This is a genomic window from Halomonas sp. H10-59, assembly GCF_040070555.1.
Classification (GTDB): domain Bacteria; phylum Pseudomonadota; class Gammaproteobacteria; order Pseudomonadales; family Halomonadaceae; genus Halomonas; species Halomonas litopenaei.
This window is the reverse complement of sequence record NZ_CP098828.1, coordinates 1-24,976: the sequence shown is the minus strand read 5'-3', so window position 1 is coordinate 24,976 and position 24,976 is coordinate 1. Positions and strand designations below refer to the sequence as shown.

Below are 24,976 nucleotides of genomic sequence, written 5' to 3'. Positions count from 1 at the left end.
TCAGCTCTCGCGATCGAGGATGGTCGAGATCATGGCGGTGGTGGAGACGCCATCCTCGAAGCCGAGCACCTTGACCTCGCCCCCTGCGTCGCGCACCGCTTCGCCGCCGGCGATATCCTCGGGCCGGTAGTCCCCGCCCTTGACCAGCACGTCCGGCAGCACCGATTCGATCAAGCGAGCCGGCGTATCCTCGGCGAAGGGCACCACCCAGTCCACCGCGCCGAGTCCGGCCAGCACCTGCATGCGGCGATTGAGCGGATTGATCGGCCGCTTGGGGCCCTTGAGCCGACGGATCGAGGCGTCGTCGTTGACCGCCACGATCAGCCGGTCACCGAGCTGGCGGGCGTGCTCCAGGTAGGCCACGTGGCCGGCATGAAGAATGTCGAAGCAGCCATTGGTCATCACCACCCGCTCGCCACGGGCCTGGGCGGCGCGCACCGCCAGCACCAGCGGTGATTCCTCGATGACGCCGAATTCGGCCAGCTTGTCGCCGTGCAGCGCGGTGTAGAGCTCGGCGATGGACAGCGTCGCGGTGCCGGGCTTGGCCACCACCAGACCCGCCGCCAGATTGGACAGGGTCATGGCCTCGGCGAAGCCGTGGCCGGCGGCCAGGGCTAGACCCAGCACCGCGATCACGGTGTCGCCGGCGCCGGTGACGTCGTAGACCTCACGGGCCCGAGTCGGCAGGTGCAAGGGGTCATGGCCTTCGCGAATCAGCGTCATGCCCTTCTCGCTGCGGGTGATCAACAGCGCCTCGAGCTCGAGCTCCTCGCGCAGCGCCTCGCCCTTGGTGGCCAGGATGTCGTCGCTGGGGCAGGGTCCGACCACCGCCTCGAATTCGGCCAGGTTGGGGGTGATCACGCTGGCACCACGATAGCGCCGGAAATCGCTGCCCTTGGGGTCCACCAGCACCCGCTTGCCGGCCCGGCGCATTTCCGGGATCACCATCTCGACGTTGGCCAGGGTGCCCTTGCCGTAGTCGGACAGGATGATCAGGTCGAAGTTGTCGGTGGCCTCGATCAGCCTGGGCGCCAGCTCCGAGGTGTCGATCTTGTCGAGTCCATCCTCGAAGTCCAGCCGGATCAACTGCTGGTTACGGCTCATCACCCTGAGCTTGGTAATCGTGGGCATGCCGGGAGTACGGTGAAAGTGAGTGCTCACCCCGACCTCCTCCAGGCGCGCGGTCAGACGGTCGGCATTGTCGTCGTCACCGACCAGTCCGGCCAACGCCGCGTGGGCGCCCAGGGAGGCGATGTTCAACGCCACGTTGGCGGCGCCGCCCGGACGATCCTCGCACTCTTCCACGCGCACCACCGGCACCGGGGCCTCCGGCGATATCCGGGAGGTGCCGCCGTGCCAGTAGCGGTCCAACATGACGTCGCCCACCACCAGCACGCGGGAGCGCTCAAGCGCGGTCAGATCAAGCTTCATCGGGTGACTCCCTATCGAGGTCGGAGCGGTGTTGCGAGGCGGTGTCGGCGAGCAGGGTATCGAGTCGCTCGATCACGTCGTCGGCGCGAATCAGCGACATCGCATCGGGATGGCGGACCCGCTGGCCCCAGGTGATGGTGTCGGGATCCGCCTGGAGGAACTCCCGGACGGCGTCAGGGTAGCGATTGACCACGTAGTCGCGCCACAGGTAGGGCGCGGCGCGATCGGGGTTGGTGGTGGCAAACAGGCCCACCACCGGGGTAGCCAGGGCGTTGGCCATGTGCACCGGGCCGGAATCCGGGGCGATCACCACCCGGGCGCGATCGATCAGCGCCAGCAGACCCTTGAGCGAGGTGGCGCCGATGGCGTCGATCACCGCCTCGGGGTGACACAGCGACTGAATGCGCGAGCCCATCTCGCGCTCCTGGGTACTGCCGCCCCCGGTCATCACCGTCTTCAGGCCAAACTGGGTCCAGGCGTGCTCCACCACGGCGGCGTAGCCTTCCGCCGACCAGTTGCGAAAGTTGCGCAGGCGCGGATTGGCACAAGGACTGATCAACAGATAGGCGCTGTCGCCGGTGAGCTCCCTGGCCTCGGCGTAGGCGCTGTCCGGCACCGGCAGTCGCCACTCCAGCGACGTATCCTCGACCCCCAGCAGGCGCGCGAAGTCCATGAACGACTCCAGCACGTGGGCTCGCTCACGCGGGGCCAGCTGACGATGCGTGAACCAGTACTGACGGTCCTTGGCCCGTGCCGGGTCGAAGCCCACCCGCACCTTGGCCTTGAGTCCCAGCGACAGCACGCTGGCTCTGAGTGCCTGCTGCATGTGCAGCAGCACGTCGAAGCGGGTATCGGCCAGCTCGCGCCACAGCGCCCGCATGCCCTTGAGGCCGGTGGACTTGTCGTAGACGACGAACTCGACCCCTGACAGGCCGGTCAGTAGACTGTATTCGCCCTTGCCGACGATCCAGGTGATCCGCGCCTCGGGCCATTGGCGCTGCAGGGCTCGAACCGTGGGCACCAGATTGCACACGTCTCCCAGGGCAGAGAGACGCAGCACGCCGATGTGGGCAGGTCGAGCGGGCAGAGGATGCTTCATGCGGTTGGCAACGTATCAGTCAGGAAAGGTGGGCATTTTATACGATGCCACCAGTTTATGTGACGCTGTACCACGGCCACAAATCGGACCCGCTCTGCTGGCGCCAGAATACTGGCGCGAGGCAGGCCTGGTGACCGGACAGGCGCCGGGTCGCGGCCAGAGTCTGTTTCTCGAGGTGGGCGATCGTCAGTGGGTGCTGAGGCCCTACCGCCGCGGCGGTCTCGTCGCCCGGCTATCGACCTCCCGTTACCTGTGGACCGGGCTCGAACGCAGTCGCGCCTTTCGCGAAGTGCGTCTGACGGCACGGCTTTACCAGGCCGGCCTGCCGGTGCCGCGGCCGGTGCTGGGAGGCGTCGTTCGCCATGGCCCAAGCTACGAGGCCGCGCTGATCACCGAGCGCCTGCCGGCCACCCGAGCGTTGGCAGAGCATCTCGGCAGCGGTGATCTGGCCCCGGGCCTGCTCCATGAAGTGGGCCAGGTCATCCGACGCTTCCACGATCATGGCCTCGACCATGTCGACCTCAACGCCCGCAACCTGCTGGTCGACGACAGCGACCGGGTCTGGCTGATCGACCTGGACCGCTGTCGCCTGCGCGCCCCTGGCAAATGGCGCGAGGGCAATCTGGCGCGACTGGGACGTTCGCTGGCCCGCTTCTGCGTCGACGAGAGGTCGGCCCAGCAGGCGCTCGAAGAGATCCGCCGCGGCTATAGCGACGCCTAGCCTGTGATCGATAGCTGCCTTGATCGATAGCTGCCTGTGATCGATTCTCGGCTTCAAAACACCTTTACAGCACCACCCACATCGATAGCGACCGCTTACTCACATCTCTGAGCAAGCGGTGTCACTCGTCAGACGGCCGGCCGGCCAGCGAGCACGTCGTCATAGACCTGAGTCAGCCCCTCAACATGCTGCGACAGCAGGAAGTGCTGCTTGACCCGACGTCGCGCCTCTTCGCCCAGACGTCGCCTGAGCTCGCCATCTTGCGCCAACTCCAGCATGGCGGCGGCCCACTCGGTGGCGGATTCGGGGTCTGCCAGGCGGCCACTGTGAGCGTCGATCAACTCGGGGATGGCGCCACTACGCGAACCGATCACCGCCTTGCCGGCGGCCATGGCCTCGATCACGGTCAGGCCGAAGGCCTCGTTGCGCGACGGCACACAGACCACGTCGAGCACCTCGAACAACCGCGCCAGGTCACGCCGAAAGCCGGTAAAGGTGATGCGCTGCGACAGTCCCTGCTCGGCGACCAGCGCCTCGAGCTCGGCCACGTACTCCTCACGACTGCCCTCCTCGGCGCTGAGTCCACCGATGATGACCCCATGGACATCGAGCGCCGGATGCTCGGCGATCAGTCTCGCCAGGGCCTCGACGAACACCCGCTGCCCCTTGCCAGGCGTCAGTCGCCCCGCCACCCCGATGGTGGTGGCCGACGCCGGCAGCCCGAGGCTTGTGCGCAGGGCGCGCCGCTCGCCGGCGTCCAGACGCGGCGCCAGCGGCGCCGGGTCGATCCCCAGATACAGACGCTGGATACGCTCGGCCGGCAGGGCGAAGGCCTTGACGTTACGTCGCCGGGTCGCCTCGCTGATGGACAACAGCCGCGACACCCGTCCGTAGGCCCAGCGGTGATACAGGTCCTTCTTCGGCCGGGTGACCCCCATATGGTCGGTGAACACCACCTTTAGCCGCGGCCGCAAGGTCGCCAGCAGGGCTGCCAGGCGCAGGTCGCTGGACTTGTGGCAGTGCAACAGGCGGATGTCGTGACGGGCCAGGTACTCAAGCCACCGGCGCACACCGAAAAGCGCCGAGCCTCTGGAGCGGGCAGTCAGCGTCGGCACCCCGGCATCATCGAGGCTCCTGGCCACCCGCGAGTCGCCCAGTGCCAGGGCATGCACCTGCCACCCCTGAGCGGCAAGCTCCGGTATAATCCTCGAAGGATACATTTCCAGTCCGCCCCAGCCGTCCGACAGGCAGATGTGCATGACCTTGTGACTCAAGGTGGTCTCCTTTCCGATAGCGGGGCTCGGGAGCCCAAATGACAGCAACGACGGCCTCGGCCGACGCTCGTGCCCCTCGACTGCTGGTGGTACGCAACGACAAGCTTGGCGATTTCATGCTCGCCTGGCCAGCACTCGCCGCCCTCAAGAAGGCCAAGCCCGCCCCTCATGTCAGCGTGCTGGTACCCGCCTATACGGCGCCGATGGCAAGGCTCTGTCCGTGGATCGACGACGTCGTCATCGACCCGGGTGAACAGGCGCCGAAGGATGCCCAGCGTGCCCTGCTGGCGACGCTGCGCCAGGGCGGTTTCACGGCGATGCTGACGCTCTACTCCACCACCCGCATCGGCTGGCTCGGCCTTCGCTCGCGGATCCCCCTGCGCATGGCGCCAGCCACCAAGTGGGCCCAGCTATTCTACAACCGTCGCGTCACCCAGCGCAGATCCCGTTCGGCCAAGCCTGAATACATCTACAACCTGGAACTGGCCGAGGCCATGATTCAGGCGCTGGGACTCTCGTCAGGACAGCCGTCGCAACAGCACCCCGCGCCCCCCTACTGGCCCCTGGCCCCGCAACAACGTGACGCTCAGCGTAGCGCGCTGGGCCAGTCGCTGGGGCTCGACGACACGCGCCCTTGGGTGTTCCTGCACCCGGGCAGCGGCGGCTCGGCGGTCAACCTGACTCCCGAGGCCTACGCCGGGCTTGCACAGGGTATCGATCGGCGCCTGGCCGAGTCGGGTGAGCGTCCGCCCCACTGGATACTTACCGCCGGCCCCGGCGAAGAAGCCGTGGCCGAGGCCCTGGTCAAGACGCTGGACGAGGCTGGGCTCAGTGCTTACCGACAGCCGGCCTGCGCAGGGCTCGCCGACTTCGCTCGCAGTCTGGCGGCGGCCGACGCCTTTATCGCGGGTTCCACCGGCCCGCTGCACGTGGCAGGCTGTCTCAACCTGATCACCGTCGGCTTCTACCCGTCCCATCGCTCGGCCACCCCGCTGCGCTGGCAGACCTGCAACGACGCCGATCGGCGACTGGCGTTTCATCCACCGACGGATGCAGCTCACCAGGACATGTCGGCCATCGACCTGGAGGCCGCCGCCGCCGCCACTGCAGCGCGCCTGAGGAAGGTCAACCACCATCGGACGACGGCATAGCAACAGCGTATCGGCGCATCCCACTCGCCACAGCGTATCGGTTGTTGGCACCAGCACCCCATCAAGCCCTTCGTATAGGCAGGCCCCATGACCCCGATTACCGGCATAATCATTACCCTCAACGAGCAGGACAACGTCGAGGAGGCCATCGCTTCGCTGGCTCCGGTGTGCGACGAGGTGATCGTGGTCGATTCCGGCAGCAGCGATGACACCGTTGCCCTGGCCGAGGCCGCCGGCGCTAGAGTGATCCATCAGCCCTATCTGGGCGATGGCCCGCAGAAGGCCTTCGCCGTCCCCCAGGCGTCCCATGACTGGATCCTGGCGCTGGATGCCGACGAGCGCCTGGACGACGACGCCGTGGCGGCGATTCGCGAGCTGTCGCTGGACGACCCGCGCAAGGCCTACCGCTTCAAGCGTCGCAACTTCGCCGGCCGCCACTGGATTCGCGCGGCGGGGTTCTACCCGGACCCGGTGACCCGGCTGTACAACCGCACCACCTCGGGCTATCTGCCCAAGAAGGCGCACTCCTCGGTCCAGGCACCGGAGGTGGTCGACGTGGACGCCCATCTGCGTCACTTCACCTACCGTGACCTGTCCCACTGGATGCAGCGCATCGATCAACTGTCGACCCGCGACGCCTGGGCGATGAAGGAACGTGGTGTCACCCCCTCGTCGACTCGTCCCACGCTGCACGCGATGACAGCCATGCTGCGCAAGCTGGTGCTCAAGGGCGGGCTGCTGCAGGGCCAGGATGGCATGACCGTCGCCATCACGACGGCATTCCATGCGTACATGAAGTATGCAAAGCTGAACGAACTGTACGAGAACGAGCGAGCCGATCGCTGATTCGTATCGGTTTCACGGAACGACACCTGGCGCCTCGATCATGCCCCTGCACCGCCCCGCCACCTCGACCTGGCTTCGCTGGGCCGTCCATCTGATTCTCGGCCTGTCCGTGGGCCATGCCCTGGTCATGGTCACCCGGCTGCCCGGCTGGTGCCTGCCGCTGCCGGCACTGGTGTGGTGTGCCCTGGCCGGATGGAAACGCTGGGGCGCACCACCTCCACCACGACTGCGGGTGCAGGTGATCCCCTGGGCGCTGGCGCCACTGGCCTTCTGGGGCATCTACGTCTACCTGGCCAACAGCTTCGGCCAGGTGGACATGGGCGCGGTCTATTTCCACCTGCAGGCGGGCATTGCCAAGCACGGCGGCAGCGAGCGCAGCGTGGCGGCGATACTGTACACCGCAGCCATGTTGCTGATTCTGGCGGCCTACACCTGGCTGGTGCGAGCCGACTACCGCTGGCAACGCTGGGACCACTGGCTGGCCTTCGTGCTGCTGGTCGCCAATCCGATGTTCTACTCCATGGGCCAGCGCGGCGCGGCGGTGGTCACCGATCCCGGCACCTGGCTGGAGCGTCGCTACGTCGAGCCGGTGATCCTCAAGGCGCCGCCGCAGCCCCCCAACCTGCTGTTGATCTACCTGGAGAGCCTCGAGCGTACCTACGCCGACGAGGCCCGCTTCGGCGACGCCTACGCCGACCTGGCCGCATTGGAAGCGGATGCGGTGGTGTTCGACAACGTTCGCCAGCTCGACAACACCGGCTGGACCATGGCCGGCATGATCGCCAGCCAGTGCGGCACGCCGCTGATGCCCGCCGGCCTGCTCCACGACAGCCAGTTCGAGCCACTGCACCACGTGGTACCCGGAGTCGCCTGCCTGGGAGATCTGCTCGCGGGGCTTGGCTACCGCCAGACCTTCATGGGCGGCGCCAGCACTGAATTCGCCGGCAAGGGGCTGTTCTACGAAGACCACGCCTACGACCGCGTGCTGGGGCGCGAGCAGCTCGCTGGCCGCCTCGACGACCCGGACTACCTCAATAGCTGGGGCCTCTACGACGACAGTCTTTACGCCATGGCGGAAGAGGAAGCAAAGCGCCTGGATCGTCAGGACGGTCCCTGGAACCTGACCGTGCTCAATCTGACCGCCCACGCCCCGGCGGGCTATCCGGCCAGGGCCTGCCAGGCCAATCAGGGCGAACACGATGGTGTGGATATCCTGTACGCGGTGAAATGCTCGGCCTGGCTGACCCGCCGGCTGATCCAGCGCCTTGGCGACCAGGGTCTGCTGGAGGACACCCTGGTGGTGATTGCCAGTGACCATCTGACCATGCGTGTCTCGGCCTGGGATCAGCTGATTCAGACGCCTCGCACCAACACCCTGATGATGATGGGCAATGCGCTGACGCCCCAACGCATCTCGACCACTGCCACCACCATGGACACCCTGCCGACGCTGCTGGAGGCGATGGGCTTCACCATCGACTGGCACCGCGCCGGACTGGGCGTCTCGCTGTTCTCGAACGATCCGACCCTGGCCGAACGCTACGGCCTGGAAGCGCTCAACGGGTACATGCGTGAAGAAACCGCGCTGCAGCAACGCCTGTGGCAAGGCCTGGCCCCGGCGTATCGCAACGACGGACAGCCCGACAGCCCGCCCGAGGCGCCCCAGCAGCCTTGACCTTGGCGTCTACCTGCCTGGGCGCCCATATGAAGAGTAGCGGCGACAGGGCGCCTGGATGACGACCAGGACGGCTGGACAAGGCTTCACAGACGACACCTTGCCCCGGATCACTCGTTGCTGGCGTCGATCCGGTTCGGGGCCTCGTCTGTCAGGATCGCCTCCAGCACGCTGTCCACAGTGATCTGCTTGAGGCAGTTGGTATGCCCGAGCGGGCAATGTCGCTCGAAGCAGGGCGAGCAGGACAAAGCCAGATAGTGAATCCGGGCGTTGTCGGTCAGCGGCGGCGTATAGGCCGGCGACGAGGAGCCATAGATCGCCTGGATACGCGTCCCTACCGCGGCGGCCACATGCATCAACCCGGAGTCATTGGTCACCACCTGACGACAGTCGCCAAGCAGGTCGACGGCATCCTCCAGGCGGGTCGCGCCACACAGGTTGTGGGCATGGTCGAGACCGGTCACGATCTCCTCGCCCGCCGCGTGATCCTTGGGCCCACCCAGCACCCTCACCTCGAACCCTTGAGCGATCAGCTCCCCGGCCAGGCCATGGAAGTAGGCCAGCGGCCACTGCTTGGCGGGGCCATATTCCGCCCCTGGCATCAGGCCAATGGCAGGACGCACGCCGAGTCGATGTTCATCATGCAACCGCGCCAGGTTGATCGCATCCTGACGCAGCCGTGGCTGGGGAATCTCGAAGTCGCCGGCAGCGGCAGCGTCCGCCGGCAGCCCCAGCGAGACGAAGCGCTTGACGGTCTGGTCGAGCACGTCGCGCTGCAGCTCACGGCGCTCGCTCAACAGGCCAAAACGGTGCTCCCCGGTGAAGCCGGTTCGCCTGGGTATCCGCGCCAGAAAAGGCACCAGTGCCGACTTCCAGGAACGCGGCAGCACGATGGCATGATCGAAGCGTCCCTTGAGCGACCTGGCCAGCCGTCGTCGGGCGGAAAAGCCGAAGACGCCGTGTCCGACGGCCAGCTCGACGACCTCGTCGACCTCATCCATGCGCTCGAGGATCGGCCTCGACCAGGCAGGTGCCACCACCGCCAGGGCGGCGGCGCCCTGCTGCTTCAGCGCCTTGAACAACCCCTGGGCCATGACCATGTCACCGACCCAGCTGGGACCGACCACCAGCAGCCGCTGGCCCGCCAGCCGCGGCTGCGCCATGACCGGCGCAGCTTCAGCCATTCAACCACTCCAGATAGCGGGTCACGCCCTCGGCCACGGTGTGGAATTCCTTGTCGTAGCCGGCCTCGCGCAGCCGCGAGATATCGGCACGGGTGTAGCTCTGGTAGCGCCCCTTGAGCTCTTCCGGGAAGTCGATGTAGTCGATGCGGCCCTTGCCGTAGAAGTCGATGACCGTCTCGCCGATGGTCTTGAACGGCTCGGCGCGGCCGGTACCGAGGTTGTAGATTCCCGACACCTCGGGGTTGTCCAGAAACCACAGATTGACGTCGACCACGTCGCCGACATAGACAAAGTCACGGCTCTGCATGCCCGCGTCGTAGCCGTCCCAGGCGCCGAACAGGCGCAGGTTCTCGCCGGCGCTGATCTGGGTGTGGTGATGGAAGGCCACGCTGGACATCTTGCCCTTGTGCTGCTCGCGGGGGCCGTAGACGTTGAAGTAGCGAAAGCCCACCACCTGAGTCTTGAGTTCGGCCTGGCGCGAGCGCACGTACTGGTCGAACAGCAGCTTGGAGTAGCCGTAGACGTTGAGCGGCTTCTCGTGCTCGGGGGACTCCACGAACACCTCGCTGCCGCCGTAGGTGGCCGCCGACGAGGCGTAGAGGAAGGGAATGCCCTCCTGCTCGCAGAAGTGCAAGAGCTCCTTGGAGTAGGTGAAGTTGTTCTCCAGCATGAAGCGTCCATCCCACTCGGTGGTGTCCGAGCAGGCACCTTCGTGGAAGATCGCCTCGATGGGCGGAAGCTGGTTCAGCTCGCCGCGCATGTGGGCCTTCACCCGGGACAGGAACTCGTCCTTGTCCATGTAGTCCCCGAGGGTCAGGTCCGCCAGGTTGACGAACTTGGTGCCGTCCCGCAGGTCATCCACCACCAGGATGTCGGTGCGCCCCCGGTCATTGAGGGCCTTGACCAGATTTGAACCGATGAAGCCGGCTCCGCCTGTCACTACGATCATGGGAAAACCTCTGTTGGCGCTGTGCCTATAACCGAATTGCCTGTGATTGTATACTTGACGGCTCGTGAATTCATGGCCAACGGTGCTTCCCAATGACACAGTCGACGCCAGACGTGGCAACCTTCCAGGGCCTGATCCTCGCCCTGCAACAGTACTGGGCCGAACAGGGCTGCGTGATCATGCAGCCGCTGGACATGGAAGTCGGTGCGGGCACCTTTCACCCGGCCACCTTCCTGCGCTCCATCGGACCCGAAACCTGGAACTCGGCGTACGTTCAGCCGTCTCGCCGTCCCACCGATGGCCGCTACGGCGAAAACCCCAATCGCCTGCAGCACTACTACCAGTTCCAGGTGGTCATGAAGCCCTCCCCGGCCAACCTCCAGGAACTGTATCTGGGGTCGCTTGAGCGTCTCGGCATCGACCCGCTGGTCCACGACATCCGCTTCGTCGAGGACAACTGGGAGTCACCGACCCTGGGTGCCTGGGGACTCGGCTGGGAGGTCTGGCTCAACGGCATGGAGGTGACCCAGTTCACCTACTTCCAGCAGGCCGGCGGTATCGAGTGTTACCCGGTCACCGGTGAGCTGACCTACGGCCTCGAGCGTATCGCCATGTACCTTCAGGACGTGGACAGCGTCTACGACCTGGTATGGACCATCGCACCCGACGGCTCCCGCGTTACCTACGGTGACGTCTACCTGCAGAACGAGCGCGAGCAGTCCACCTACAACTTCGAGCATGCCGACGTGGACGCCCTGTTCGGCAACTTCGACCACCAGGAAAGCGAGTGCCAGAAGCTGCTCGCCGCCAACCTGCCGCTGCCGGCCTACGAGCAGGTACTCAAGGCCTCCCACACCTTCAATATGCTCGACGCCCGCCACGCCATCTCGGTCACCGAACGCCAGCGCTATATCCTGCGCGTGCGCACCATGGCCCGCGACGTGGCCCACGCCTACTACGCCTCACGCAAGGCGGCCGGTTTCCCGCTGGCCCCCGAAGCGCTGCGACGTGAACTTCTCGACGACGAACCCCTTGCCGCACAGGGAGACGCATAAGCATGGCCGCCCACACCCTCTTGCTTGAACTCGGCGTGGAAGAACTTCCGCCGGGAGCCATCGACACTCTCTCCGACGCCTTCGCCGAGGGCGTGCGTCGCGGCCTCGCCGATGCCGGCGTCGACTTCCAGGGCGTCACCGCCTACGCCTCCCCCCGCCGGCTGGCGGTGCGGGTCGAGGCACTGGCCGACAAGCAGCCCGACCGCGACGTCGAAAAACGCGGCCCTGCCCTGGCGGCAGCCTTCAAGGATGGCGAGCCAACCAAGGCAGCCCAAGGCTTTGCTCGCTCCTGCGGCGTCAGCGTCGACGACCTGATCCATCTGGAGACCGACAAGGGCACCTGGCTCGGCTACCGCGAGCAGCAACAGGGCGAGGCCACCGTCGCCCTGCTGCCCGCCATCATCGACAAGGCCGTGGCGGCCCTGCCGGTGCCCAAGAACATGCGCTGGGGCGCTTCCCGCATCGAGTTCTCCCGCCCGGTTCACTGGCTGGTGGCGCTCTACGGCGACCAGATCGTACCCGCCACGGTGCTGGGCCTTGAGGCCGGCCGCGAGACCCGCGGACACCGCTTCCACGCCCCCGAGGCCATCGCCCTGAAACATGCCGACGACTACCTCGGTGCCCTGGAGGATGCCTGGGTGCTGGCCGATCGCAGCAAGCGTCGCGAGCGCATTCGCGAACAGGTACTGGCCGAGGCAGAACTGCTCGAAGCCACCGCCGTCATCGACGAGGACCTGCTGGAAGAAGTCAGCGGCCTGGTCGAGTGGCCAGTGGCGCTGACCGGCAGCTTCGACGAGCGTTTCCTCGAGGTGCCGGCGGAATGCCTGATCTCGTCGATGAAGGCCAACCAGAAGTACTTCCACCTGCTGGATGCGGACGGCAAGCTCAAGCCCGCCTTCATTACCGTGTCCAATATCGACAGCCGCGAGCCGGACAAGGTCATCGCCGGCAACGAGAAGGTGATTCGCCCTCGTCTGGCCGATGCCGCCTTCTTCTACGAGACCGACCGCAAGCGCCCGCTCGCCGAGCGCATCGAGGGCCTCTCGAGCGTGGTGTTCCAGAAGCAGCTCGGGACCCTCGCCGACAAGGCCAGACGCAGTGCCAACGTGGCCGCACACATCGCCAGCCGGACCGGCGGTGACGAGTCCCGCGCTCGCCGTGCTGCGGCCCTGGCCAAGTGTGATCTGGTCACCGAAATGGTGCTCGAGTTCCCGGAGCTTCAGGGCATCATGGGGCGCTACTACGCCGAGCACGATGGCGAAGACGCCGAGGTCGCACGCGCGCTGGAAGAACAGTACCTGCCGCGGTTTGCCAGCGACGCCATCCCCCAGACCCTGACCGGTCAGGCGCTGGCCATCGCCGATCGCCTGGATACCATCACCGGGATCTTCGGCATCGGCCAGCGCCCCAGCGGTACCAAGGACCCCTTCGCCCTGCGCCGCGCTTCCATCGGCGTGCTCAATATCCTGGTCAAGGGTGAGCTGGATCTGGACCTGCGCGAGCTGCTCGAGCTGGCCGTGGCCCAGCATGAGGCGCTGCCCAAGGCAGACGGCCTGGTCGATGACGTCCTTGGCTACATGCTCGATCGCTTCCGTGCCTGGGCCCAGGACGAAGGGATCGGTGCCGAGGTTTACCTGGCGGTACGTGCACGCCCGGTGACCCGCCCGCTGGACTTCGCCCGTCGCCTGCGCGCCGTGGCGCAATTCGCCACGCGTGATGAAGCCGCCGCCCTGGCCGCCGCCAACAAGCGTGTCGGCAACATCCTGTCCAAGCAGGATCACGATGGACGCACCGAGGTCGACGAGAGCCTGCTCTCCGAGGACGCCGAGAAGGCCCTCAAGAACGCCGTGGCAGCTTGCCAGGAGCAGGTCGCTCCGCTGTTCCAGCAAGCCCGCTACAGCGACGCTCTGGACGTGCTGGCAAGCCTTCGGGCACCGGTCGATGCCTTCTTTGACCAGGTGATGGTCATGGCCGAAGACGAAGCCGTTCGTGCCAATCGTCTGGCCCTGCTGGCAAGCCTCCAGGCGCTGTTCCTCGAAGTAGCGGATATCGCCGAACTGCAGCAGTAATCCAGCCCCTGGTGGCAACGAGGCCGGTCCCGCAAGGGGCCGGCCTTTTTTTGTATCGACAGGCTGAGCCCGCCCGGCACGCCACCCCACGGCCCCAAACCCTCTGAACCCTTCATAGGGGATACCACAGCCGCTACGAACGCAGGAGTGAGCCAATGGGATGTCGCATGGAGAGTCAAACCTGGCGATGCAGAGTGTGGCACTCGCCACCGACGTTTCACGTGGAACATTGCCCAGATAGAAAGCGCCGGCGGCGACAATGTTTCACGTGGAACATACAGGAGTACAAGCAAGGGCAGGCTCTCGTGTTTCACGTGAAACCCACCCCGCTTGATGTACCTCCAGTACGCCGCCTGGAGCTTGTACCCCGACGCCCGCCCTGAGCCTCACGCCCGCTGCTTTTCTTGGCGCCCCGACTCTGCCGCTTTACTCGGCGATACTTTCCGCCAGCCGCTGATCCATGATCACTACCGTCTTGCCCAGTTCGAGATCATTGTCCTGCGAGTCAGTTGCCGGCAGGCCCACGCTCGGGTGACGGTCGGCTATGGTGCCCGAACGCAAGCCACTGCCAACGGCACCGTTGGCGAGCCACTCAGGCAAGTCGTCGGCTCTCAGACGACGTCCGATAGCGGGCCTGAGTCCGTGGCGATCCATATAACCGAGCATGGCCTCCAGGTCGCCACGGCTGCCGACGCTGATCCCTTCCAGATGCAGCAGCTTGCGAATCGCCGGTCCCACCAGATCACCCTCGACACGGCCACTCTCGAGAAAGCCCACCAGGGCGATATGTCCATTGGTAGCCATTGACGGCAGAATGGCATCGACCAGAAACTGCCCGCCCACCACATCGATGGCACGCCCTACGCCCACCGACTCGGTGATGGCCATCACCTGGGACACCACGTCGGCCGCCCCGCCCTCCCGGCCGATCACCGCTACCGCGCCTAAATCCCTGAGCCGTGCTGCCAGAGCGGGTCGCGACGTCACCACGATAGGCCGAGCACCGGCCGCAGCCGCCATCTGCAGGGCCTGCAGCGACACGTTGCCGGTTCCCGCCAACAGCAGGTAACGGCCCTGCAGCTCATCCAGGTCGCCAAGCGACTTCCAGGCCGTGACGCCGGAGATCGCCAATGCAGCGGCTTCCTCGAGCCGCCAGCCAGATGGCACGGCAACCAGCGCACGACGGGGAACGATGACCTCCTCCGACAACCAGCCATCACCAGGACCGCCCAGCTTTGAGGCGTGATAGGACTCCTTGAAAGCTCCAGAAATCCAATCGATGGTGTAGTGGCCCAGCACCGGTTGTCCCACCTCGAGATCAACGACATCCCTTCCCGTTTCCAGCACCACCCCAGAGCCTTCAGACAGCGGCACGAAGGGGCGTGGCATCTGCGGCAGATAGCTGCCGTCCTGCAGCGCCCTGTCGCGGTAGTTCAGCCCCACCGCAGCGACCCTGACACGCACTTCTTCACTGGCCAGGTCACGGCGTGCTACCTGGTATTCATGGATTCCTTCAGGCCCCACCCTGTCAGAGCGGAATTGACGAAAGTGACGTAGCGATACCAATGGGCGTAGACGAGCGTCCAGTAACATGGGAACAACCTCCTCGTTGGTCTTCCCCTATCCTGGCCCGTCCGAGACCAGCGCAGTAGCGAAGCTCACCGAGTACTGTCTTGCGCTAGACTCAACAATAAGGCCCCGACACCCAGCCGACGCCTGGACCTTACCGCGCCTAAGCAAGGTCATGGTCTCTGAAAGGTGGTCATCCACACCAGGAGTTCGCCCGTCGTGGCGCCACACGTGCCTCTGTTTGCGTGAGGTCGGCAGGAAGACTTGGGCGAAACCGACTGCATCGACCCTGGCCCCATGGCGGCTCGTGCAATGACCAACCCCTGCCTCTGGACGAGAGTGCACCATGCCATCCCATCACGACACACTGGTCGCTGGACTGCTTGCCCTGGTTGAAGTGGCAAGATATGGCTCACTGCGTGCGGCCGGCGAGCAACTCAACCTCACCAGCGGCGCGGTCAGCCGTCGCCTCGATGCGCTGGAGTCTCGGCTCGGGACGAAGCTGTTGCACCGGTCCACCCGTGAGGTTTCCCTGACCCTGGCGGGCCGCACCTACCTGGAACGCGCTGTCCCTGCTCTACGGTTACTCGACAAGGCGGCGGATACCTTGCAGGACATCAGTGACCGGCCGCGAGGACTGATCCGCCTATCACTACCGGTCAATTTCGGCCGAATCCATATTGCGCCCTTCCTCCCCGAATTTCTCGAACGCCATCCAGACATTGAAGTGGACGCCGACTTCGACGATCGCTTTGTCGATATCGCCTCATCCGGGCACGATCTGGCAGTGCGAGTCGGGGTGCTCGAGGACTCTCGCTTGGTCGCCCATCCCTTGGCCGCAGATCAGCGCATGCTGGTGGCGTCGAGGGTCTATCTTCAACGCCACGGCATACCACGTCATCCACTGGACCTGCTGCACCACAACTGCCTTCACTACACACGTTTCCAGGGTATTCAGCGCTGGCCACTTCGCCGTGGCGGCGAGGTTCACAACGTGCCGGTCAGCGGAAGCTACAGAGCGAACTATGGGCACGCACTGGTGATCGCGGCAGAGGCAGGTATCGGCATCCTTCATACCTCCCGTTCCATCGTCGGGGCCTCGCTGGAAGCCGGCAGGTTGCTCCCCGTGCTCGAGGACTGGTCGCTGCCAGACATCAGCATCCATGCGCTGCTTCCAGGACGGGATCCGCCAATGCGGGTACGAGCATTGCTCGATCACCTGAAGGACTCGATACCCACAGCACTGGCGACAGCCGGCGCGACAGGCTTGGACACCGACACTACGTCGCCACCACTTTTGGACTAGGCGCTGTCCGAAAAGTCGACGATCGAAGGTTAGACAAGGCAAAAATCGGTGAGAAAGCGCAGTTTACGGGGTGTAAATGAGCATTTTGACCGGGCTGGCGCACCAGCCGATTTTTAACGCCGTATTACCGAGCGCAGGCACTTTTCAGACAAGCCCTAGGGTGTTGCCAGCGACAGCTAAGGGGGCTGGGATCGCAGCGATCCGTGGCTTACTGAATACGGAGGAGCCTGGGATGGTTGTCGCTGGAATGGGCTTGCATGAGACCCTTGCATGAGCCCCTTGCATGAGACCCTTGTTACGCCCTCGACATGGGGGGAATAGCACGAGCTTCCACTGGCAAAGGGTGAGACAGGCAGCAACAGCGCAGGGTTGGTAAAAACTGCGACCTGGGCCACAGACACGGCCTCGTCAGCACCTGATTGTTTCACGTGAAACATGCCCCTACACTGGGCCGATTGCGTGACAGCAACCACCCTTACCCATCGCATAGACTAGGTAGACCCATGGCCCCACGACTCGTCATTCTCGACCGTGACGGAGTGATCAATCAGGACTCCGACAACTACATCAAGTCGCTCGCCGAGTGGGTCCCCTACCCCAGCGCCATCACCGCCATCGCCCGCTTGTCCCAACAGGGCTGGACCGTCGCTGTTGCCACCAACCAGTCAGGCATCGCGCGCGGCTACTACGATGAGGCGACGCTGGAGTCCATGCACACCAGGATGCTGAGCCTGGTGGAGGCCGAGGGCGGTCGGATCGAGCATATCGCCTACTGCCCTCACATTAGCGAGGACCGCTGTGATTGCCGCAAACCCTTGCCCGGTCTGCTCCGCCAGATACAGGATGCGCTTGCACTCGACAGCCTGGAAGGCGCCTGGATGGTGGGCGACAGCTACCGGGATCTCGAGGCAGGCGCTGCCATGGGCTGCCGCCTTGCATTGGTGCGTACCGGCAAGGGCGAGCGCACACTAGCCAAGCATCCAGAACTTGGCCGGACAGACAGCGAGGCAGAGGTCTATGACGATCTCGCTGGTTTTGTCGATCAACTGCTGCAAGGAAACCTGGATACCTGAAACGACCCTGCATCAGGCTCGCCCCCTCGTCACCCCTCGCCACCCCTCGCCACCCCTCGCCACCCCTCGCCACCCCTCGGCGAGCCTCCAAGCCTGGCCGCCGACGTGGTTATCCCTTCATCTATCTGCGACTGCCAAGCCCCATGTTTCACGTGAAACATGGCGGCTCGCATTCTTCGTATATCAACGTCCAAACAACAGGTTAGAGCACGGGAAAGCTCTTGCGACTTACCCGCCCGGGAGGTCGTGGTGCTCAATTTTCGGTACTTCCCTGATGACTGCGTGTGCAATGTATCGAACCCCCTCCGGTATCACAGAGCCCCCTCCGGACACGCTCCCGCACGTTCCATATAGTGCGGACAACCAAGGCACCCAGTCTGAAGCGTGAGACTCATCAGGCCCCAAATAACATGACGTGGATAACAAGACGCGGGTAACAAGATCCAGGCAGCAAGACACAGATGGCAAGACGCGGATCGCAAGATGCGGATAGCCAGACACGGTCCCAGCCTTGGAATCTCAGATCTGATGCCGTGATGTTTCACGTGAAACGTTGCGGAGGAGCGAGGCCACGGACGCAGCTCGATTATGGCTTGCCGTACGCTCTCGTCTGCCCCCCCCTTCCGACCATCCCTTCCCCCCCCCTTCCAACAGCTCCTTCCAACAACACCTCCATTCCTCCCTTTCTGATTCCCTCCTTCCATCCCCCTTCTTTGAGATGACGCCAGCAGTATCGATACGCCGCCTTTTTGACCACTTCAATGTCATCGCGCAAGCCGGATACCTTCCTCCGAGTATCTGCCTGAAGCTCGGGTACTCCCCGTACTCGGCACGAATGCTGATATCGACCAGACATTTGATATCAAAGAGGCGTAAGTCCTGGCTTGAGCAGCTGACCTTATATCGCCAGATGTTTCACGTGAAACGTGCAGGCCGCGCCGCGATGTCCTCAAGCTCCTGCCCACCATACGATCGCCATGGTGACACCGCGCCTTCGTCTTTCCTCTACTGACATCCAGCTACGTCCACTGACTTCCATTGCCGACACACCGCGCCCACTCACCACCCACTCACCGCGTTCGCCAGCAGAATCGGACGACCGCAGCCCATGGCGTGCGGTCAGATGTGTATCTGCTCATTCGCGATACACCCTCGCCGGATGGCAATAGAAGCCTGGTGCACCCCGCCCTCTCATAGCGGGCCTTTCAAGAAACCAGCCACCCAGCCATCCAACCATCCGGCCGCTGGCAAACTACTGATACTAGAACAGAAAAAACCCCGATCCTGAAGATCGGGGTTTTGTCGCGTGATGTTTCACGTGAAACATCGAGGCCATGGGCCTGGGACTTCCTGCTGCACTAGATGTCCAGATTGGCCACCAGAGCGTTGCGCTCGATAAAGTCACGACGCGGTTCGACTTCATCCCCCATCAGGGTGTTGAACATCATGTCGGCGGCAACGGCATCTTCGATGGAAACCCGCAGCATACGCCGCGTATTGGGATCCATGGTGGTTTCCCACAACTGCTCCGGGTTCATCTCGCCCAGGCCCTTGTAGCGCTGGATCGACAGACCACGCTGTGCCTCGTTCATCAGCCAATCCAGCGCCTCATAGAAGGTCTTGACCGGCTTCTTGCGCTCACCACGGGCGATATAGGCGCTCTCTTCCAGCAGCCCATCCAGCGTCTCACCGAGGCCAGCGATGGCGCGATAGTCGGCGCTGGTGAAGAAGTCCAGGCCCCAGACGTAGTCGGTGGTCACGCCATGGGCAATCAAGGTTACCGCCGGCAGGAAGAACCCGCGTTCATTGTCTTCCTGCAACGAGAAGGTGTAACGCGGTCCGCCCTCGTAGGCCACCAGATCGTCCATTTCCTTCTGCAGGAACTCGATCCAGTTCTGCATGGTGCCGCGATCACGAAGGCTGTTTTCGCCGTCAAGATGTGCCGCATGGACGATCTTGCGCAGCACCTCGCTGGGATAGACCCGCGACAGACGATCGATGCGCTTCATTACATCACGGTACTGGTTCACCAGAGTCTCAAGCTGAGCCCCGCTGATTCCTGGCGCATCTTCACTGACGCACAACCGCGCTCCGTCCAGGGCGGTGGTGGTCAGGTAGTCGATCATCGCCTGCTCATCCTTGAGGTAGAGCTCCTGCTTGCCACGCTTGATCTTGTACAGCGGCGGCTGGGCGATAAACACATGCCCGCGCTCGATCAACTCCGCCATCTGACGGAAGAAGAACGTCAACAGCAGGGTACGAATATGCGAACCGTCCACGTCCGCATCGGTCATGATGATGATCGAGTGATAGCGCAGCTTGTCCGGATTGAACTCCTCACGGCCAATGCCACAGCCCAGGGCAGTGATGAGCGTCCCGACTTCCGCAGACGACAGCATCTTGTCGAAGCGTGCCTTCTCGACGTTGAGTATCTTGCCCTTGAGCGGCAGGATAGCCTGGGTACGCCGATCACGCCCCTGCTTGGCACTACCCCCGGCCGAGTCACCCTCGACCAGGTAGAGTTCGGACAGACCGGGGTCCTTTTCCTGACAGTCGGCCAGCTTGCCGGGCAGCCCTGCGATGTCCAGGGCGCCCTTGCGGCGGGTCATATCGCGCGCCTTGCGCGCCGCCTCGCGGGCCCTGGCAGCGTCCAGCATCTTGTTGACGATGGCCTTGGCTTCGTTGGGCTTCTCTACCAGATACTCCGAGAAAGACCGCCCAAGCTCCTGTTCTACCGCAGTTTTTACCTCGGAAGAGACCAGTTTGTCCTTGGTCTGGGAGGAAAACTTCGGGTCCGGCACCTTGACCGAGATGATCGCGGTCAGGCCCTCACGGGCGTCGTCACCGGAGGTGTTCACCTTGGTCTTCTTCAGCAACCCTTCCGCTTCAATATAGTGATTGAGCGTACGAGTCAGTGAAGCGCGGAAACCGGCCAGGTGGGTACCACCATCCCGCTGAGGGATGTTGTTGGTGTAGCAGAAGATGTTCTCGGCGAAGGTATCGTTCCACTGCATCGCCACCTCGACCGCCACGCCATCTTCCCGCTCCACGTTGAAGTGGAAGACGGGGTTGAGAACGGTCTTGTTGGTGTTGAGGTGGTCGACGAAGGCCTTCAGGCCACCTTCATAGTGAAACAGCTCTTCCTTGCCGCTACGCTCGTCCAGCAGGCGGATAGCCACACCAGAATTCAGAAACGACAGCTCACGCAGACGCTTGGCCAGAATATCGTAGTGAAACTCGATATTGGCGAAGGTCTCGGGAGACGGACGGAAGTGCACCCGCGAACCGGTCTGCTCGGTCTGCCCCACCACAGCCAGCGGCGACTCGGGGACACCGTGACGATAGATCTGCTCGTGGACCTTGCCGGCACGCCAGATGGTCAGCTTGAGCTCTTCAGACAGCGCATTGACCACCGAGACACCGACGCCGTGCAGGCCGCCAGATACCTTGTAGGAGTTGTCATCGAACTTACCGCCCGCGTGCAACACCGTCATGATCACTTCGGCCGCCGATACGCCTTCCTCTTCATGAATATCGGTCGGAATGCCACGGCCATTGTCACTGACGGTGATCGACTCATCCGGATGGATGATCACCCTGATCTCGCTACAGTGGCCGGCCAGCGCTTCGTCGATGGAGTTGTCCACCAGCTCGAACACCATGTGATGCAGGCCGGTACCATCATCGGTATCGCCGATGTACATCCCGGGCCGCTTGCGTACGGCATCCAGGCCTTTCAGTACCTTGATGCTCGATGAGTCGTAAGCATGTTCGCTCATTGACCACTCCGTCGTGAAGTCTGTCTGTCTATGGCCTGCAGCTGGCCGAAGCCGTCAGCGTCTTGTTTCACGTGAAACATTGCCATCGGCGTATCGGGTTGCCACAGGTCGGCCAGTACCTCGTGATCCACGCTGGTGATGAAGGCCTGGCAGCGCATCCGCTCCAGCCACTGGCAAAAGATCCTTCGGTGGTTCTGGTCCAGTTCGGCGGGCAGATCGTCGATCAAGTAGAGACAGGTCCTGCCTGTCATCTTCTCGAGTAACCGTCCCTGGGCAAGCTTCAGTGCGCTCACGACGAGTTTCTGTTGTCCTCGTGAAAGCACTTCGACCGCTGGTCGTTTGCCGAGTCGAATCGCCAGATCCGCTCGCTGGGGCCCCTGCTGGGTAAATCCCATCTGACGATCGGTGTCGCGTCCCTGCTCGAGCACCTCGGCCAGATCTCGCTGTCGATCCCAGCCACGGCTATAGCGTAGCGTCAGTGATGGCAGTGAAATCAGCCCTTCCAGCGTTTCCTCGAATACCGGGATAAAGGTATCGATCCATTCCCTGCGCAGGATGTCCATGCGCTCGCCCGAAAGCGCCAGCTCATGCTCCCACACTGACAGGGATTGAGGCTCCATTCTACCATGCCTGAGCAGGGCATTCCGATGTTTCAGGGCGCGACGGAAACGCTGCCAAGCCTGCAGGAAGTCATGTTTCACGTGAAACACTCCCCAATCCAGGAACTCCCTCCTGCCGGCGGGAGATCCCTCCAGCAGGCGGAAGGCGTCGGGGTTGATCAACTGCAGGGGCAGGGTCTCCACCAGACGAGACACCCTGTCGAGTCGTTCACCGCCAATGCGCAGCGTCAATTCGCGCTCCTGACGCAGGCGGCGCAAACCGATCGATACAGGGGGATCACCGGCAAGGCGGCCATGCAGGACAAGGGCGTCAGCATCGTGGTGGAGTACCTGGGACAGCCGACGCGCCCGAAAGGACCGCCCCATGCCCAGCAGGTGGATACCTTCGAGCAGGCTGGTCTTGCCGCTGCCGTTGCTTCCAGTGATCAAGTTGATCCCGGAAGATGGTGAAATATCAAAGGCCTGCAAGTTTCGCAGGCCTTGAAACATCAAGCGGTCTAGCGCCATGGAAAGGCCTTGCTGGCAACGAATACCGTCACAGGCGCATCGGCATCACGACATAGAGGGCATCGCCGCCACCGGGTTCTTCCATCAGCGCACTGCTGTTGGGATCGCCCAGCGTCATCTGCACGCGATCCTCACCCACGGCGTTGAGCACGTCGATCAGATAGCCGACGTTGAAGCCGATCTCCATGGCCGGCCCGCTGTATTCGATGGCGATGTTTTCCTCGGCCTCTTCCTGCTCCGGGTTGTTGGCCATCACCCTCAGGTTGCCCTCTTCCAGATTCAGCCGTACCCCACGGTACTTCTCGTTGGAGAGGATGGCGGTACGCGACAGCACCTGACGCAACTCCGAACGTTCAGCGATGAAGACCTTGTCGCCGCCCTTGGGCACGACCCGCTCGTAGTCCGGGAACTTGCCATCCACCAGCTTGGAGGTGAAGGTGAAGTCCCCGGTGTGAGCACGGATATGGGTAGAGCCCAGGGTCAGGCTGACAGGCTCTTCGGAATCGTCGAGCAGCCGTACCAGTTCGAGTACACCCTTGCGCGGAACGATCAGCTTCTGGGCCGACTCAATGTTGATCTCCACGGGGCGAGAGCTGACCGCCAGGCGGTGGCCGTCGGTAGCCACGGTGCGGACCAGGTTCGGGGCGAACTCCAGCAGCAGGCCATTCAGATAGTAGCGAACGTCCTGCTGCGCCATGGCGAACGAGGTGGCGTCGATCAGCTGCTTGAGGGTCCCCCGCGGCAACGCCAGTTCGACACTGCTCTGACCATCTTCAATATTCGGAAACTCGGCGACCGGAAGCGTGGACAGGGTAAAGCGTGAACGGCCACTGCGCAGCACGGCCCGCCCGTCCTCGATGGACAGCTCCAGCTCGGACTGGTCTGGCAAGGACTTGCAGATGTCCATCAGCTTGCGCGCGGGCACCGTGATGGCGCCAGGCTCATCCACCTGGCTGGCCACGGTGCGGCCGACCAGTTCGACTTCCAGGTCGGTGCCGGTCAAGGCGACCTCGTCCTGTTCGACCTGGATCAGCACGTTGGAGAGCACCGGTAACGTCTGACGGCGCTCGACCACACCGGCCACCAGCGTCAGCGGGCGCAGCAGCGCTTCGCGGGAGATGGAAAATTTCATGTCGGCTCCACTTCTTGTCCGGGAGAGTGAGACGGTCACGCGGTTGATGACGTAGAGACGTTAACTGGTCAAAAGCCGCAACAGATTCTTGTAGTCTTCACGAATATCGGCGCTTTCTTCCTGCAGCGCCTGCACCTTGCGACAGGCATGTAGCACGGTGGTGTGGTCTCGGCCGCCGAAGGCGTCGCCGATTTCCGGAAGACTGTGATTGGTCAGTTCCTTGGCCAGGGCCATGGCGACCTGTCGCGGGCGCGCCACGGAGCGTGAACGCCGCTTGGACAGCAGGTCCGCCAGCTTGATCTTGTAGTACTCCGCCACGGTACGCTGGATGTTGTCCACGCCTACCTGCTTGTCCTGCAGAGCGAGCAGATCCTTGAGCGATTCGCGGATGAAGTCCTGGGTGATCGACTTGCCCATGAAGTGGGAATCGGCGATGACCTTCTTCAGCGCCCCTTCCAGTTCACGCACGTTGGAGCGAATCTTCTGGGCAATGAAGAAAGCCGCATCATGGGGTAGATCCACCTTGGCCTGGTCGGCCTTCTTCATCAGGATCGCCACCCGAGTCTCGAGCTCAGGCGGCTCTATCGCCACCGTCAGCCCCCAGCCAAAACGGGACTTGAGGCGCTCCTCGACGCCGCTGATTTCCTTCGGGTAGCGATCCGAGGTCAGGATCATCTGCTGGCCACCCTCAAGCAAGGCATTGAAGGTGTGGAAGAACTCCTCCTGGGAGCGCTCCTTGCCGGCGAAGAACTGGATGTCATCGATCAACAGCGCGTCGACGCTGCGATAGAAGCGCTTGAAGTCATTGATGGCGTTGAGCTGAAGGGCCTTGACCATATCGGCGACGAAGCGCTCCGAGTGAAGATACACCACCCGAGCGTTCTCGCGACGCCCCGCCAGGGCATTGCCCACCGCATGCATCAGGTGGGTCTTACCGAGGCCGACGCCACCATACAGAAACAGCGGGTTGTAGGCTCCCCCAGGGTTCTCCGACACCTGGCGGGATGCCGCCCTGGCAAGCTGGTTGGACTTGCCCTCGACAAACGTCTCGAAGGTGAAGTTGGGATTCAGGCCACTGGAGTGCTTGAGACTGCCCTCGACCTGAACCTGACGCTCACCACCGGGTGGACGCGTGACCGGCGCCTCACCGCCTTCGTCGCGCAGGCGGTCGACCTCGCGCTCATCCCCCACATCGCCGCGGGAGCTGGTGTGCACGGCCGCCGAGCGGGCCGGAGCGGCGGAGACAGGATCGCCGAGTTCGCGAGTCTGGGGTGGGGCCGGCGCAGCACGACGACTGCCCACCGTCAGCATCACCTTGGGCGGCTTGGCCGGCGCCAACTCCCGCATCAGTTCACTGATACGCTTGGCGTACTTGTCACTGACCCAATCGCGCACGAAGCGGTTGGGTGCCAGCAGCCTGAGCTGATTGGACTCCCCTTCTTCCGCCTGCAGAGGGCGAATCCAGGTGTTGAACTGCTGCGAGCTCAGTTCATCCTGAAGGGTTTGTAGACACTGTTGCCAGAGAGCGAGCGACAC

At 63.7% G+C, this 24,976-nt stretch carries 18 protein-coding genes; 8 read left to right on the top strand and 10 right to left on the bottom strand.

The annotated features are described in order from the left end of the window. Entirely contained in the window at nt 1-1,431 is a 1,431-nt protein-coding gene (gene hldE, locus NFG57_RS00090) for a bifunctional D-glycero-beta-D-manno-heptose-7-phosphate kinase/D-glycero-beta-D-manno-heptose 1-phosphate adenylyltransferase HldE (RefSeq protein WP_045990977.1), read from the bottom strand. Further along, a complete protein-coding gene (locus NFG57_RS00085) occupies nt 1,421-2,530 on the bottom strand; it encodes a glycosyltransferase family 9 protein (protein ID WP_108131936.1) in 1,110 nt (369 codons plus the stop codon). Before NFG57_RS00085 ends, hldE begins: the two co-directional genes overlap by 11 nt. Between NFG57_RS00085 and NFG57_RS00080 the strand changes: the two genes are divergently transcribed. Next, nucleotides 2,529-3,251 carry a 3-deoxy-D-manno-octulosonic acid kinase gene (locus tag NFG57_RS00080; protein WP_045990975.1) on the top strand — a complete coding sequence of 241 codons (723 nt, stop codon included), beginning with the start codon at nt 2,529-2,531 and terminating at the stop codon, nt 3,249-3,251. The two genes, NFG57_RS00085 and NFG57_RS00080, sit on opposite strands and share 2 nt — an antisense overlap. A gap of 128 nt (nt 3,252-3,379) precedes the next feature. On the opposite strand, the gene NFG57_RS00075 is transcribed toward NFG57_RS00080, so the two are convergent. Beyond that, nucleotides 3,380-4,525, bottom strand: a complete 1,146-nt coding sequence (locus NFG57_RS00075; protein ID WP_306169394.1) for a glycosyltransferase family 4 protein — start codon at nt 4,523-4,525, stop codon at nt 3,380-3,382. Nucleotides 4,526-4,563: 38 nt separating this feature from the next. Between NFG57_RS00075 and NFG57_RS00070 the strand changes: the two genes are divergently transcribed. The 3 genes from NFG57_RS00070 to NFG57_RS00060 all read left to right on the top strand — a co-directional run bounded on the left by NFG57_RS00070 (nt 4,564) and on the right by NFG57_RS00060 (nt 8,197). Further along, complete coding sequence (locus tag NFG57_RS00070) at nt 4,564-5,676, top strand: glycosyltransferase family 9 protein (protein WP_348815114.1); 1,113 nt, start codon at nt 4,564-4,566, stop codon at nt 5,674-5,676. An 87-nt stretch (nt 5,677-5,763) separates the two neighbouring features. Beyond that, nucleotides 5,764-6,522, top strand: a complete 759-nt coding sequence (locus NFG57_RS00065; RefSeq protein WP_045990973.1) for a glycosyltransferase family 2 protein — start codon at nt 5,764-5,766, stop codon at nt 6,520-6,522. 40 nt (nt 6,523-6,562) lie between these two features. Beyond that, nucleotides 6,563-8,197, top strand: a complete 1,635-nt coding sequence (locus NFG57_RS00060; protein WP_108131939.1) for a sulfatase-like hydrolase/transferase — start codon at nt 6,563-6,565, stop codon at nt 8,195-8,197. Between the two features lie 110 nt (nt 8,198-8,307). On the opposite strand, the gene waaF is transcribed toward NFG57_RS00060, so the two are convergent. Both waaF and rfaD read right to left on the bottom strand, forming a co-directional pair. After that, nucleotides 8,308-9,360, bottom strand: coding sequence for a lipopolysaccharide heptosyltransferase II (gene waaF / locus NFG57_RS00055; protein WP_348816209.1), 1,053 nt, complete (start codon nt 9,358-9,360; stop codon nt 8,308-8,310). Between the two features lie 13 nt (nt 9,361-9,373). Next, a complete protein-coding gene (gene rfaD / locus NFG57_RS00050) occupies nt 9,374-10,330 on the bottom strand; it encodes an ADP-glyceromanno-heptose 6-epimerase (protein WP_108131940.1) in 957 nt (318 codons plus the stop codon). A gap of 92 nt (nt 10,331-10,422) precedes the next feature. Here rfaD and glyQ point away from each other — a divergent pair, with 92 nt between their 5' ends. Together glyQ and glyS are read left to right on the top strand one after the other, a co-directional pair. After that, nucleotides 10,423-11,385 (top strand): glycine--tRNA ligase subunit alpha, encoded by a 963-nt coding sequence (glyQ, locus tag NFG57_RS00045; RefSeq protein ID WP_348815113.1) that lies wholly within the window; start codon nt 10,423-10,425, stop codon nt 11,383-11,385. 2 nt (nt 11,386-11,387) lie between these two features. Then, nucleotides 11,388-13,454 carry a glycine--tRNA ligase subunit beta gene (glyS, locus tag NFG57_RS00040; RefSeq protein ID WP_348815112.1) on the top strand — a complete coding sequence of 689 codons (2,067 nt, stop codon included), beginning with the start codon at nt 11,388-11,390 and terminating at the stop codon, nt 13,452-13,454. Nucleotides 13,455-13,880: 426 nt separating this feature from the next. Here glyS and NFG57_RS00035 read toward each other — a convergent pair whose 3' ends face one another. Further along, on the bottom strand, nt 13,881-15,047 hold the full coding sequence (locus tag NFG57_RS00035; RefSeq protein WP_348815111.1) for a zinc-binding dehydrogenase: 1,167 nt from the start codon (nt 15,045-15,047) through the stop codon (nt 13,881-13,883). A 322-nt stretch (nt 15,048-15,369) separates the two neighbouring features. Here NFG57_RS00035 and NFG57_RS00030 point away from each other — a divergent pair, with 322 nt between their 5' ends. Beyond that, complete coding sequence (locus NFG57_RS00030) at nt 15,370-16,329, top strand: LysR family transcriptional regulator (protein ID WP_124804523.1); 960 nt, start codon at nt 15,370-15,372, stop codon at nt 16,327-16,329. Between the two features lie 503 nt (nt 16,330-16,832). Further along, nucleotides 16,833-17,402: a D-glycero-beta-D-manno-heptose 1,7-bisphosphate 7-phosphatase gene (gmhB, locus tag NFG57_RS00025; protein WP_124804525.1), complete on the top strand. Its 570-nt coding sequence runs from the start codon at nt 16,833-16,835 to the stop codon at nt 17,400-17,402. Between the two features lie 1,358 nt (nt 17,403-18,760). On the opposite strand, the gene gyrB is transcribed toward gmhB, so the two are convergent. From gyrB to dnaA, 4 genes are read right to left on the bottom strand one after another with little or no spacing between them, the layout of a single operon-like run. After that, nucleotides 18,761-21,181 carry a DNA topoisomerase (ATP-hydrolyzing) subunit B gene (gyrB, locus tag NFG57_RS00020; RefSeq protein ID WP_045995091.1) on the bottom strand — a complete coding sequence of 807 codons (2,421 nt, stop codon included), beginning with the start codon at nt 21,179-21,181 and terminating at the stop codon, nt 18,761-18,763. Further along, nucleotides 21,178-22,308 carry a DNA replication/repair protein RecF gene (gene recF, locus NFG57_RS00015; protein WP_045995090.1) on the bottom strand — a complete coding sequence of 377 codons (1,131 nt, stop codon included), beginning with the start codon at nt 22,306-22,308 and terminating at the stop codon, nt 21,178-21,180. Before recF ends, gyrB begins: the two co-directional genes overlap by 4 nt. A 28-nt stretch (nt 22,309-22,336) precedes the next feature. Continuing rightward, complete coding sequence (gene dnaN, locus NFG57_RS00010; protein ID WP_045995089.1) at nt 22,337-23,440, bottom strand: DNA polymerase III subunit beta; 1,104 nt, start codon at nt 23,438-23,440, stop codon at nt 22,337-22,339. Between the two features lie 60 nt (nt 23,441-23,500). Further along, nucleotides 23,501-24,976, bottom strand: a complete 1,476-nt coding sequence (gene dnaA, locus NFG57_RS00005; RefSeq protein ID WP_045995088.1) for a chromosomal replication initiator protein DnaA — start codon at nt 24,974-24,976, stop codon at nt 23,501-23,503.